Origin of the sequence: Nocardia sp. NPDC057353, from assembly GCF_042667085.1 — a bacterium.
Lineage (GTDB): Bacteria > Actinomycetota > Actinomycetes > Mycobacteriales > Mycobacteriaceae > Nocardia.
Genome location: NZ_JBHVAK010000069.1, coordinates 20,198 through 34,485, shown reverse-complemented (window position 1 = coordinate 34,485; position 14,288 = coordinate 20,198). Strand labels below are relative to the sequence as shown.

1 protein-coding gene and 1 pseudogene are annotated in these 14,288 nt (G+C 77.1%); both read left to right on the top strand.

All coding sequences use genetic code 11. The features are described 5' to 3' along the window. Positions 1–162 precede the first annotated feature (162 nt). The gene (locus tag ACFUUZ_RS27220) at positions 163–6,579 is read left to right on the top strand and encodes an SDR family NAD(P)-dependent oxidoreductase (protein WP_378701056.1); all 6,417 of its coding nucleotides are present in this window, start codon (positions 163–165) and stop codon (positions 6,577–6,579) included. Then, positions 6,576–14,204 (top strand): annotated as a pseudogene (locus ACFUUZ_RS27215) (type I polyketide synthase); the annotation flags it as partial. The gene ACFUUZ_RS27220 and the pseudogene ACFUUZ_RS27215, both read left to right, overlap by 4 nt. Between the last annotated feature and the right edge of the window lie 84 nt (positions 14,205–14,288).

Sequence of the window (14,288 nt, the reverse complement as noted above, 5' to 3'; positions counted from 1 at the left end):
CATTGGGTGCGGAATGTGCGGGATACGGTGCGGTTCGCGGATGGGGTTGAGGCGTTGCGGGGGGTGGGGGTGACCCGCTTCCTCGAGCTCGGCCCCGGCGCGGTGCTCGCCTCGCTGATCCGGGAGTGCGTCTCCGATGCGGATGCGGTAGTGGCGGTGTCGATGCGGCCGGGCCGGGCCGAGGTCCCGGTCCTGCTCGACGGGCTGGGAACCCTGTTCACGGACGGCGTCGCGGTGGACTGGTCGCCGGTGCTCGCCGGCGGCGCGCGGGCCGAGGTCCCGACCTATGCCTTCCAGCGCTCCCGCTACTGGTTGGAGCGTCCGGCCCCCGCGGCGCCGGACGCGGAGTTCTTGGACCTCCTGCTCGCGGGCGATGTCGGCGCGACACTCGGGGTGGATGCCGACGCGCCCGCGGGCGCTGTGATCCGCGCGCTCACCGCGTGGGGCGACCGCCGCGGCACCGACTCGTGGCTCTACCGCGAGAGCTGGCGCCCGGTCCCGGCGCCGCTCGGGCGGCCCGCGGGCACCTGGCTGGTCGTCGGCGCCGCCGACGGTATCTGCCGGGAACTCGGCCGCGCGGCCGATGTCGTCCGGGTCGACGCGGACGGCGACCGGGTCGCGCTCGCCGAGCGGCTGCGCGCCCTTCCCCCGCCCACCGGGGTGCTTGCGGTGCTCGACCCGGACGCCCCGCCGCACCCGGCGCGGACCGTCGTCCCCCTCGACCTCGCCGCGACGGTCGCGCTGCTGCAGGCGCTGGGTGACGCGGACATCGACGCCCCGCTGTGGGTGGTCACCCGTGGCGCCGTCGCGGCGCTGCCCGGCGATCCGCCGCCGTCGCCCGCGCACGCCCAGGTGTGGGGGCTGGGCCGGGTGGCCGCGCTGGAACACCCCGGCCGCTGGGGCGGGCTGATCGATCTGCCCGCCGCCGCCGACGACACGGCGGTGGCACGGCTGGTCGCCGCCGTCTCCGGCCGCGGGCAGGAGGATCAGCTCGCCGTCCGCGCGACCGGGCTCCTGGCCAGGCGGCTGACCAGGGCAGACGGCCTCGCCGCCGACCCGTGGCGACCGCACGGCACGGTGCTGATCACCGGCGGTACCGGCGGGATCGGCGCGCACCTCGCGCGCTGGGCCGCCGGGAACGGCGCGGAGCGGGTGGTCCTGGTGAGCAGGCGGGGCGCCGCGGCCCCCGGTGCGGACGCGCTCCTCGCCGAGCTGCGCGGCTCGGGCGCCGAGGTACTGGCCGCGGCCTGCGACACGACCGATCGCGGCGCGCTCGCCGCACTGCTGGCCGGGCTGCCAGGCCCGGTCACCGGGGTGCTGCACGCGGCGGGGGTCGCCGGGTTCGCGCCGATCGCCGAGCTGACGGTGGACGGGATCGCCGACGAGATCGCGGCCAAGGTGACCGGTGCCGAACTGCTGGACGAGCTGACCCGCGACCACCCGATCGAGGCCTTCGTTCTGTTCTCCTCCGGCGCCGCCGCCTGGGGCGGCGGGCGGCAGGGCGCCTACGCGGCGGGCAACGCGCACCTGGACGCGCTGGCGCGGCGCAGGCACGCCGCCGGGCTGCCCGCCACCGCCATTGCCTGGGGCGGCTGGGCGGGCGGCGGGATGGCGTCCAGCGCGGAGACCGAGGAGTTGCTGCTCCGGAACGGGGTGCGGCCCATGCGGCCCGAACTCGCCGTGGCCGCGCTGGCCCGCGCGGCGGGGTCGGGCGAGCCGCACCTGGTGGTCGCCGACATCGACTGGCGCGGCTTCGTCCCCCCCTTCACCATCGCCAGGCCGAGCCCACTGCTCGGCGAGCTGACCGCGGCGGCGGCCACCGTTGCCGCAGCGCCGTCCGCGCGCGCACCCGGCGACCTCGGGGAGCTCGTCCTGCGGGAGGTCGCCGCCACGCTCGGCTACTCGGCGCCGGGGGAGGTCGAATCCAGGCGGTCCTTCAGGGAGCTCGGCTTCGACTCGCTCGCCGCCGTCGAGTTCCGGGACCGATTGGCCGCCGCCATCGGCCGCGAACTGCCCGCAACCCTGGTCTTCGACCACCCCACCCCGGATGCCGTGCTGCGCTACCTGCGCGAACCGGAGCCGGGCACGGCGGAGGACCGGGCCGATCCGGTGCGGGCGGGCGGCGCGGACCCGGTGGTGATCACCGCGACGGCCTGCCGCTTCCCCGGCGGCATCACCTCGTCCGGCGAGCTGTGGCGGGTGGTGGCGGACGGCGTTGACGCCATCGGCGGCTTCCCCGCCGACCGGGGTTGGGAGCTGGATGCCCTGCCCCCCGTCGGCGGCGGATTCCTCCACGGCGCGGCCGATTTCGATGCGGGGCTGTTCGGGATATCGCCGCGCGAGGCGGTGGCGATGGACCCCCAGCAGCGGCTGCTGCTCGAGGCGTCGTGGGAGCTGTTCGAGCGGGCCGGTATCGCCCCCGACAGCATGGGCGGCAGCACGACCGGCGTCTTCGTCGGCGCCTCCGCGAACGACTACGCACGGCCGGGCGCCGATTCCGGGCAGGACGGCGCGGGCCATGCGCTCACCGGGACCGCGGCCGGGGTGCTCTCCGGGCGGATCTCCTATACCTACGGCCTGGAGGGGCCCGCGGTCACCGTCGACACCGCGTGCTCGTCGTCGCTGGTCGCGCTCGACCTCGCGGTGCGCTCGATCCGGGACGGCGACTGCGCGATGGCGGTCGTCGGCGGGGTCGCGGTCATGCCGACCCCGTTCGCCTTCACCGAGTTCGCGCGGCAGGGCGGGCTGGCGGGCGACGGCCGGTGCAAGTCGTTCGCGGCCGCCGCGGACGGCACCGGCTGGGCCGAGGGCGCCGGCCTCGTGCTGCTGGAGCGGCGCTCCGCGGCACGGGCGGCGGGCCGCCGGGTGCTCGCGGTGGTGCGCGGCAGCGCGGTGAACCAGGACGGCGCCTCCAACGGCCTCACCGCGCCGAACGGCCCCGCCCAGCAGCGGGTGATCAGGCGGGCGCTGGCGAACGCCGGCCTCACCGCCGCCGATGTCGACGTCGTCGAGGCGCACGGCACCGGAACCACGCTGGGCGATCCGATCGAGGCGCAGGCGCTGCTCGCCACCTACGGCCGCGACCGCGCCCCGGACCGGCCGCTGCTGCTCGGCTCGATCAAGTCGAATATCGGGCACACCCAGGCCGCCTCCGGCCTGGCCGGGGTGATCAAGATGGTGGAGGCGCTGAACCGGGGCATCGTGCCTGCCACCCTGCACGTCGACGCGCCGACGCCGCACGTGGACTGGGGCGCGGGCGGGGTCGCGCCGGTGACCGCCTCGGTGCCGTGGCCGGAGACCGGCCGGGTCCGCCGGGCGGGCGTCTCGTCCTTCGGGATCAGCGGCACCAACGCGCACGTGCTGCTGGAGCAGGCCGATGACCACGTGCCCGCCGCACCGTCCGGCGGCCCCGCCGCCGACGTCCCGGTGGTGCTCTCCGCGGCCTCCGCCGCGGCGCTCCGCGGCCAGGCCGAGCTGCTCCGGAGCCACCTCGCGGAGCACAGCGAGGCCGACGGCCTGCACGACGTGGCATGGACGCTGGCGACCGCGCGGGCCGCGCTCCCCGTCGTCGCGGTACTCACCGCCGCGGACCGGGAATCGCTGCTCGACGGCCTGGCCCGACTCGCCGCGGGCCGGACGGGACCGGGGGTGCACACCGGGACCGGCGGCGCGGGCGGTGTCGCCGTGGTCTTCGCCGGGCAGGGCTCGCAGCGCGCGGGCATGGGCCGGGAGCTGTACGAGCGGTACCCGGTCTTCGCCGCCGCGCTGGACGAGGCATGCGGCCACATCGACCCGCTGCTCGGCCGCGCGCTGCGCGACATCGTGTTCGACGAGCCGGAGCTGATCGACCGCACCGAGTTCGCCCAGCCCGCGCTGTTCGCGGTGGAGTACGCGCTCTTCCGGCTGATCACGGCGTACGGGGTCGTCCCCGACCACCTCGTCGGCCACTCGGTCGGCGAGATCACGGCGGTCTGCGCGGCGGGTGCGGTGCCGCTCGCCGAGGCGGCCAGGCTCGTGGTCGCGCGGGGCGCGCTGATGCAGCGGCTGCCCGCGGGCCGGAACGGCAGCGGCGGCGCCATGGTCGCGATCGAGGCCACCGAGGCCGAGATCCAGGCGCATCTTTCGGCGGAGGTGCAGCTGGCGGCGGTGAACGGTCCGCGCGCGGTGGTGCTCGCGGGGGTCGCCGACGCCGTGCACCAGGTCGCGGAGCTACTGGCCGCGGCGGGCAGGCGGGTGCGGCGGCTGCCGGTGTCGCACGCCTTCCACTCGGCGCTGATGGAGCCGATGCTCGCGGAGTTCGCGGAGCTCTGCGCGACGATCAGCACCGCGGAGCCGCGGATTCCGGTGCTCTCGAACGTCACCGGCGCAGTGCTCACCGCGGCCGAGCTCGCCGACCCGGCGTACTGGGTGCGGCACGCGCGGGAACCGGTCCGCTTCGCCGCCGGGGTGCGCGCGCTCGCCGCGCGCGGCACCGGCCGGTACGTGGTGGTCGATCCCGCCGCCGCGCTCGTCCCCATGGTGCAGCAGAACCTCGCAGGCTCCGAGCAGGCGCCGGTCGTCCCGGTCATGCGCGCCGATCGGCCCGAGGCCGAGGCGCTGCTCGCCGCGCTCGCCGCGCTCGCCGCCGACGGCGTCCCGATCGACTGGCGGGGGTACCTCGGCGCGGGCCGGCTGCTTCCGCTCCCCACCTACGCGTTCCAGCGCGAACGCTTCTGGGCGGGCCCCGCCCCCCGCTCCGGCGCCGACCTGCACCGGCTGGACTGGATTCCGGTCACCGCCGCGCGGGCGCAGCAGCCGGGGATGGTGCTCGCCGGCCCCGCGGCGGACGGTGCGGCGGCCTTCGACGCCGCGTACCCCGACCTCCCCGCGCTGCTCGCCGCGGCGGGCGACGTCCCGGACACCGTCGTCGCCCCGCTGTTGCCCGCCACCGGTGAGCTGCCCGCACTGGCGCACACCGGGGCCGCCGCCGCGCTGGGCGCGCTCCGCGCGTGGCTGTCCGACCCGCGGACCGCGCGGAGCACGCTGGTGATCGTGACGCGCGGCGCCGTCGCCGCCGTGCCGGGCGACGACGCGCCCGACCTCGGCAACGCCCCGGTGTGGGGGCTGGTCCGCTCGGCGCGCGCCGAACACCCCGGCCGGATCGTGCTGGCCGACCTGGACGGCGCCGAGCTCTCGGCGCCCGCCATCGGCGCGCTGCTCGCCGCGAGCGAACCCGAGGTCGCGCTGCGCGAGGGCAGGCTGTACGCACCGCGCATCGCCCCGCTGCGGCACCGGGCCGATGCGAGACCGTCCTTCGACCCCGAGGCGACGGTGCTGCTGACCGGGGCGGGCGGTGCGCTGGGCACGGCGGTGGCGCGGCACCTGGTCGCGCGGCACGGGGTCCGGCGGATGGTGCTCGCAGGCAGGCGCGGAGCCGGGGCACCCGGCCTCGCCGAGCTGGCCGCCGAGCTGGCCGCCGCAGGCGCCGAGCTCGAGGTCGCCGCCTGCGACATCGCCGACCGGGATGCCGTCGCCGCGCTGCTGGCGCGGATCCAGGGACGGCTGGGGGCGGTGATCCACGCGGCGGGCGTGCTGGACGACGCCGCGGTGCTCTCGCTCGACGACGCCGGGCTCGGCACCGTGCTGCGCCCCAAGGTCGACGGCGCCTGGCACCTGCACGAGCTGACCCAGCGCGCGGAGCTGGACCACTTCGTGCTGTTCTCCTCGGCGGCGGCGACCTTCGGTACCGCGGGCCAGGCGAACTACACCGCCGCCAACGCCTTCCTCGACGCGCTCGCCGCGCACCGGCGTGCCCGCGGCCTGCCCGCGACCGCGGTGGCATGGGGGCTCTGGGACACCGCGGACGGCATGGGCAGCGGGCTCGGCGCGGCCGAGCACGCCCGCTTCGCCCGCTTCGGCGCGGCGCCGCTGACCGTCGGCCACGGCCTCCGGCTCTTCGACGCCGCGCTGGCCACCGGCCACCCGCGGCCGATCCCGATCCGGCTCGACCACTCCGCGGCCGACCCCGCCGAGCTGCCCGCGCTGCTGCGCGGGGCACCGGCGCCGGCGCCGGTGCCGCCGGCGCGGCCGAGGATCGCGGACGACCTCGCCCTCGCCCCCGCCGAGCACCGCGGCGGGCTCGTGCTCGACCTGGTGCTCGCCGAGGTCGCCGCGGTGCTCGGCCATCGCTCGGCGGCGGGGATCGCCACCGGCGCGGCCTTCTCCGAGCTCGGCTTCGACTCGCTGATCGCGGTGGAGCTGCGGAATCGCCTGGTCCTCGCGACCGGGCTCCCGCTCCCGCCCTCGCTCGCCTTCGACCACCCCACCGCGGGCGAGCTGTCGGCGTACCTGCTCGCCCGGCTCGACCCCGAGCACGCCGACCCCGCCGAACGGGCCCGCACCGGCCTGGACGCGCTGGAGCGGGCGCTCGCCGACCTCGACCGCGCCGACACCAGGACCGAGATCGCGGGCCGGTTGCAGGCCGTGCTGTGGCGGCTGCGGGACGGCGACGGCGTCCCCGCCGCCACCGTCCCGACCGCGCGCTCGGCCGGCGACATCCTCGAGTTCATCGATCGCGAGTTCGGAGACCTGAACCGGTGACCAACGAAGACAAGCTCGTCGACTACCTCACCCGGGTCTCCGCCGAGTTGCAGCGCACCAGGTCGAGGGTGCGGGAGCTGGAGTCCCGCGATACCGAGCCGATCGCACTGGTCTCGCTCGCCTGCCGCTACCCGGGCGGGGTCGCGACACCGGAGCAGCTCTGGGAGCTGGTCGCGCGCGGCGGCGACGCGATCACCGGCTTCCCGGCGGACCGCGGCTGGCCCGCCGCCGCGGGCGCGGGCGGATTCCTCGAGGGCGTTGCGGATTTCGACGCCGGGCTCTTCGGGATCTCGCCGCGGGAGGCGCTCGGCACCGACCCCCAGCAGCGGCTGCTGCTCGAGGCCACCTGGGAGCTGATCGAACGGGCCCGCATCGATCCCGGCTCGCTGCGCGGCGCGCCGACCGGGGTCTACATCGGCACCAACGACCAGGACTACTGGGAGTACGCGGGCGCCGCCGACGCGGGGACCGCGCCCTACACCGTGCTCGGCAGCTCGGCCGCGGTGATGTCCGGCCGGATCGCCTACGTCTTCGGGCTGGAGGGCCCCGCCGTCACGCTGGACACCGCGTGCTCCTCCTCGCTGGTCGCGATGCACCTGGCGGCCTCCGCGCTGCGCGCGGGGGAGTGCACGCTGGCGATCGCGGGCGGCGTGACGGTGATGTCGACGCCGAAGGCGTTCGAGGAGTTCACCCGGCGCGGCGGGCTGGCCGCGGACGGCCGCTGCAAGGCGTTCGCCGCCGCCGCCGACGGCACCGGGTGGGGCGAGGGGGTCGGGCTGGTGCTGCTGGAGCGGCTCTCCGACGCCAGGCGCAACGGCCACCGGGTGCTGGCGCTGCTGCGCGGCTCCGCGGTGAACCAGGACGGCGCCTCGAACGGCCTCACCGCGCCGAACGGCCCCGCCCAGCAGCGCGTCATCCGGGCCGCGCTGGCGGACGCCGGGCTGACCGCGGCCGACATCGACGTCGTCGAGGCGCACGGCACCGGGACCACGCTCGGCGACCCGATCGAGGCGCAGGCCGTGCTGGAGACCTACGGCCGGGCGCATCCGGCCGAGCGGCCGGTGCTGCTCGGGTCGATCAAGTCCAATATCGGCCACACCATGGCGGCGGCGGGGATCGCAGGCGTGATCAAGATGGTCGGTGCCATGCGCAGCGGCGTCGTCCCGCCGACGCTGCACGTGGACGGCCCGACCCCGCGGGTGGAGTGGTCGGCAGGCGCGGTCCGGCTCGCGACCGGGGCGGAGCCGTGGCCTGCGCCGGGGCCGCGCCGGGCCGGCGTCTCGTCCTTCGGCGTCTCCGGGACGAACGCGCACGTCGTGCTGGAACAGGCTCCGGAGGACCCGCCGGACCCGGAACCGGAGGCGGTGGTGCCCGCCCCGGCCGGGCAGCTGCCCTTCGTGGTCTCCGGGCGGAGCGCGGAGGCGCTGCGCGCGCAGGCGGCCGGGCTGGCCGCCCGGCCTGCCGGGGAGGGCGAACTCCGGGACCTGGCGTGGTCGCTGACGGCGACCAGGGCCGCGCTGGAGTACCGGGCCGTCGTCACCGCGGGGAGCGCGGGCGAGCTGCGCGCAGGCCTCGATGCCGTCGCCGCTGGGACCCCGGTCACCGGCGTCGCCACCGGCCGGGCGCGGTCCGGCCGGATCGCCTTCGTCTTCCCCGGCCAGGGCGCCCAGTGGGCGGGGATGGGGCGCGAGCTGCTGGCGGCGGACGCCGTCTTCGCCGCCAGGATGCGGCAGTGCGCCGCGGTGATGGACCCGGTCACCGGCTGGTCGCTGCTCGACACCGTGCGCGACCCCGGCGCCGCGCTGGAGCGGGTCGAGATCGTGCAGCCGGTGTCGTTCGCGGTGATGGTGTCGCTGGCCGCGGTGTGGGAAGCCGCGGGTGTGCTGCCGCACGCGGTGGTCGGGCACTCCCAGGGCGAGATCGCGGCGGCCTGCGTCGCGGGCGCGCTCGGCCTGGCCGAGGCCGCCCGCGTGGTGATCGAGCGCAGCCGGATCATCGGCGCCGAGCTCTCCGGGCGCGGTGCCATGCTCTCGGTCGCGCTGCCCGCCGGGCAGCTGGACGAGCTGGTCGCCGGCTACGGGGACCTGGTCTCGGTGGCGGCGGTGAACGGCCCCGCCGCCACCGTGCTCGCCGGGGAGCCCGCCGCGCTGCTGGCGATCGAGGCCGCCTGCGCGGCGATCCCGGCCAGGGTGCGCCGGGTCGAGGTCGACTACGCCTCGCACTCGGCGCAGGTCGACTCGGTCGCCGACGCGCTGGCGACCGCGCTGGCGGGCATCACCCCGGTGCAGGCCCGCGTCCCGCTGTACTCGACGGTCACGCCGGGGCCGCTGGACGGCTCCGAGCTGTCCGCCGCGTACTGGGTGCGGAACCTGCGGCAGCCGGTGCGGTTCGAGGCCGCGGTCACCGCCCTGCTCGACTCCGGCCACCGCTTCCTGATCGAGGTCGGACCGCACCCGGTGCTGGTCCCGGCAATGGAGCAGATCATCGATGCCGCCGGGGCGGACGTGGTCGCGCTCGGCACGCTGCGCCGCGGTTCGGGCGGGCCGGACCGGATACTGGAGGCGGCGGCCGCAGGCTGGGCGCACGGCCTTCCGGTGCGGCTGCCCGGTCTCCCGGACTCCGGAAAGCCGCTCGACCTGCCCACCTACGCGTTCCAGCGGCAGCGGTTCTGGCCGGAGGGCGGGCCGCGCGCGACGGCACCGCCCGCCGCCGCGCCCGCTGCGCCGCCCGAGCGCCCCGCCGGCCGCTTCGCGGCACTGTCCCCGGCCGAACGCAGGCGCGAGCTCGGCAAGCTGCTGCGCGCGCAGGCCGCCGACATCCTCGGCCTCGCTTCGCCGGACGCGGTCGAGCCGAGAAGCTTCCAGGAACTCGGCTTCGACTCCATGACCGCGATCGAGCTCCGCAACCGGCTCGCCACCGCGACCGGGCTCCGGCTGCCCGCCACCATCCTCTTCGACCACCCCACCGTCGAGGCGCTGACCGGTTGGCTGGAGCGGATCTTCGACGGGACGGCGGCGGACGGCGGCGCCCCGGTTGCGGTGCGGGCCGCCGCGGACGACCCGATCGTGATCGTCGCCGCGAGCTGCCGGTACCCGGGCGGCATCGCCTCCCCCGAAGGGCTGTGGCGCGTCGTCGAGAACGGCACCGACACCATCGGCGGCTTCCCGGACGACCGCGACTGGCACCCCGAGGAGATCGCCCGCATCGGCACCGCGGCGGGCGGGTTCCTGTACGACGCGGGGGATTTCGACGCGGGGCTGTTCGGGGTGTCGCCGCGGGAGGCGGTGGCGATGGATCCGCAGCAGCGGCTGTTGCTCGAGGTGTCGTGGGAGTTGTTCGAGCGGGCGGGGGTGGCGCCGGATTCGTTGCGGGGGAGCCGGACCGGTGTGTTCGTCGGGCTCTCCGGCCGCGACTACGCCGCCGCACCGAGCCTGGCCAGGCAGCGGGTCGCCGGGCACAACCTGACCGGCACCGCGGGCAGCGTCGCCTCCGGCCGGATCGCGTACGTCTACGGGCTGGAGGGGCCCGCCGTCACGGTGGACACCGCCTGCTCGTCGTCGCTGGTCGCGCTCGACTGGGCGGCGCGCTCGGTGCGGGACGGCGACTGCTCGATGGCGATCGCGGGCGGGGTGACGGTGCTGAGCACCCCGTTCGCGTTCGAGGAGTTCACCAGGCAGGGCGGGCTCTCCGCGGACGGCAGGTGCAAGGCGTTCGCGGCGGACGCCGACGGTACCGGGTGGGGCGAGGGCGCCGGGCTCGTGCTGGTCGAGCGGCTCTCCGACGCCAGGCGCAACGGCCACCCGGTGCTCGCGGTCGTGCGCGGCAGCGCCGTCGACCAGGACGGCGCGTCGAACGGGCTCACCGCGCCGAGCGGCCCGGCCCAGCAGCGGGTCATCCGGCGGGCGCTGGCGAACGCCGGGCTCACCCCCGCCGACGTCGACGTGGTGGAGGCGCACGGCACCGGCACCGTGCTCGGCGACCCGATCGAGCTGCAGGCGCTGCTGGCGACCTACGGCCGGGACCGCCCCGGCGCCGAGCCCGTGCTGGTCGGGTCGATCAAGTCGAATATCGGGCACACCCAGGCCGCGGCGGGCGTCGCCGGGGTCATCAAGATGGTGGAGGCGCTGAACCGCGGGGTCGTCCCCGCCACCCTGCACCTCAGCGAGCCGACGCCGCACGTGGACTGGAGCACCGGCGAGGTCGCGCCGGTGACCGCGGCCAGGCCGTGGCCGGAGACCGATCGGCCGCGCCGCGCCGCGGTCTCGGCGTTCGGGGTCTCCGGCACCAACGCGCACGTCGTGCTGGAGCAGCCACCCGCCGCGGAGCCACCCGAGCCGCCGGAGGTCACCCTCCGCCCGCTCCCGTTCGTCCTCTCCGGCGCCTCCGCGGCGGCACTGCGCGCCCAGGCCGCGAACCTCGCCGCGGTGCCGGTCGACGACGCCGCCATCGCCGCCGTGTCCCGCACCCTCGCTCGTGGCCGCGCCGCGCTGCAGCACCGCGCCGTCGTGGTGGCCGGGGACGCCGCCGAGCTGGCACGCGGGCTGCGTGCGGTGGCGGAGGCGGAGCACGCCCCGATCCGCGGCTCGGGGCGGACGGCCCTGGTGTTCTCGGGCCAGGGGTCGGAGTGGGCCGGGATGGGGAGCGCGCTCGCCGCGGCCTTCCCCGTGTTCGCCGCGGCGTACGACGAGGTCGCCCGCGGCGCGGAGCTGACCGACCTGAGCCGGACGGACGTGGTGCAGCTCGGCCTGTTCGCCGTGCAGTACGGGCTGTTCCGGCTGCTCGAATCACTGGGGCTGCGGCCCGATTTCGTGATGGGCCACTCGGTGGGCGAGCTCGTTGCCGCCTGCGCGGCGGGGATGATCGACCTGCCGGACGCGGTCGCGCTGGTGCGGGCGCGCGGCAGGCTGATGGCGGCGCTCCCGCCGGGCGGGGCGATGGCGGCGATCGAGGCCACCGAGGCCGAGGTGGGGGAGGCGGCCGCGGTCAACGGCCCGCGGTCGGTGGTGGTCTCCGGCACCGGCGCCGAGGTGGACGCCGTCTGCGCGCGCTTCACCGGTCGCAGGGTGAAGCGGCTTCCCGTGTCGCACGGCTTCCACTCCGGCCTGATGGACCCGATGCTCGGCGAGTTCGCGGAGATCTGCGCCGGGATCGAGTTCCACCCGCCGCGCACGGGTTTCGTCTCGACCGTGACCGGGGACGTGGCGCCGGGAACCGACGCCGCGCACTGGGTGCGGAACGTGCGCGACACGGTGCGGTTCGCCGACGCCGTCGCGGCGCTCGAACGCGAAGGCGTCACCAGGTTCCTCGAGGTCGGCCCCGGGGCGGTGCTGGCGTCGCTGCTGCGCGAGTGCGCCGCCGCCGACGCCGTCGTCGCGGTGTCGATGCGACCGGGCCGGGACGAGGTCAGGACGCTGCTGACGGGGCTGGCGGCGCTGTACACCGACGGCGCCGCGGTGAACTGGGCGGTGCCGACCGCGGGCGTCGCCCCGATCCCGGCCCCCACCTACGCCTTCCAGCGCTCGCGGTACTGGCTGGAGCGCGACGCCCCCGCCGCCGCGGACGACGAGTTCTGGCAGTTGCTGCAGACCGCGGAGGCAGGCGCCGTCGCCGAGCGATTCGGCATCGACCCCGCCGTTCCCTTCACCGACGCGCTCCCCGTCCTCGCGGGCTGGCACCGCGAGCGGCAGCGCGGCGCCGCCCTCGACCGCTGGTCCTACGGCACCAGGTGGTTCCCGGCCGCCGGCCTCGACGAGCTGCGGTCCGGCGCACCCGTGCTGCTGCTCGTCCCCGGCGGGCACCGGGCGGCCGAAGAGCTCGCCGGGGCGCTGCTCGCCGCCGACGCCGGGCGCTACATCCGGCTTGACCTCCCCGCCGAGCCGGGCCGGGCCGCCCTGCTCGACCTGCTGCGCCCGGCCTTCGCCGCGAGCCGGGTGGCCGGGGTCGTCTCGCTGCTCGCGCTCGACGACGAGCGGGCGGCGCCGCACCGCGACACCCCCCGCGGGCTGCGCACCACGGTGCGGCTGGTTCAGGCGCTCGGCGCGGCGGGCGCGACGGCGCCGCTCTGGATCGTGACCACCGACGCGGCCGCCGCCGCCCCCGGCGACCCGGTGACCGGCGTCGGGCAGGCACCCGTGCACGGACTGGCGCGGGTGCTCGCCGTCGAGACCCCGGAGCGCTGGGGTGGGATCGTCGACCTGCCCGGCGGCGCAGGCCCCGCGGCGGCCGCCGCGCTCGGCCGGATCCTGGCGGGTGCGACCGGGCCTGGCCAGTGGGCCGTGCGCGACGGCCGGATCCTGACCAGGCGGCTCGTCCGGACCCGCCTCACCCCGCACCCGGAGTGGCGGCCGACCGGCACCGTCCTGATCACCGGCGGGACCGGTGCGCTCGGCGGCCACGTCGCCCGCGCGCTCGCCGCGCGCGGCGCGGGCCACCTCGTGCTGCTCAGCAGACAGGGAACGGCGGCACCCGGCGCGGCCGAGTTGTGCGCGGAGCTCACCGCGCTCGGGGCGACCGTCACCGTGACCGCCTGCGACACCGCCGATCCCGCGGCGCTCGGTGCCGTGCTCGACGCGATCCCCGCGCACCTGCCGCTGACCGCCGTCGTGCACACCGCGGGTGAGCTCGACGACTGCACAGTGGACGACCTCACCCCCGAGCGGATGGACCGCGCCCTGCGCGGCAAGCTGGCGGGCGCGGCGAACCTGCACGAGCTGACCAGGCACCTGGAGTTGTCGGCCTTCGTGCTCTTCTCGTCGCTCGCGGGCACCTTCGGCTCCTTCGGCCAGGCGAACTACGCGCCGGGCAACGCCTACCTGGACGCGCTGGCCGCGCACCGGCGAGCGGCCGGGCTGGCCGCCACCTCCATCGCCTGGGGGCCGTGGGCGGGCGCCGGAATGAGCGCGGGGCTGCGCCGGGTGGAGGAGTGGAGCGGGGTGCCCGCGCTCCCCGTCGACCGCGCGCTGGACGCGCTCCGATTCGCGGCCACACACCCCGATCCGCAGGTCGTCGTCGCCGAGGTGGACTGGTCCCGCATGGCAGGCGGCGGTGACCCGGACCCGCTGTACGACGGCGTGCTCGACCGCGGCGACGTGCCCGCAGGCCACGGCGCCGACCGGGAGCCCGCGCTGCGTGCGCGGCTGGCCGTGGCGCCGCCCGCGGAACACGCCCAGCTGCTGCTGCAGGGGTGCCTGCGCATGGTCGGGCAGGTGCTCGGGCACGATTCGCCCGCCGGGATCGCCCCGGACCGGGCCTTCCGCGACCTCGGCTTCGACTCCCTCGCCGCCGTCGAGCTCAGGAACCGGCTCGCCGCCGAGACCGGCCTGCGGCTGCCGCCCTCCGTCGTCTTCGACCACCCGACGGTGCGCGAGCTCGCCGACCACCTGCGGGGCAGGCTCACCGAGCCGGAGGTCCCGCTGGACGACCGGGTGGACGCCTTCGCGGCCGGGCTCGGAGCCGCCGTGCTCGCCGCCGACCCGGCTACCAGGACCAGGCTGGCGAACCGGCTGCGCACGCTCGCCGCGGCCTGGTCGGACCAGGAGCCGGACGGCGCCGCCGCCGCCGGCCTCGAGTCCGCGAGCGACGACGACCTCCTCGACTTCATCCGCACCGAATTCGGGAAATCGTGACCGCCGAAAGGGGTGCGGCAGGGGTTGCCCGCAGGGGTGCGGCCCTCGTTAACCTCCGTTCCGAACGGCGTGCGCGCGGCCCCG

Excerpts from the sequence above, each read along its gene's own strand:
- ACFUUZ_RS27220 (WP_378701056.1), top strand. The coding sequence starts at position 163 with ATGCGGCCGGGCCGGGCCGAGGTCCCGGTCCTGCTCGACGGGCTGGGA.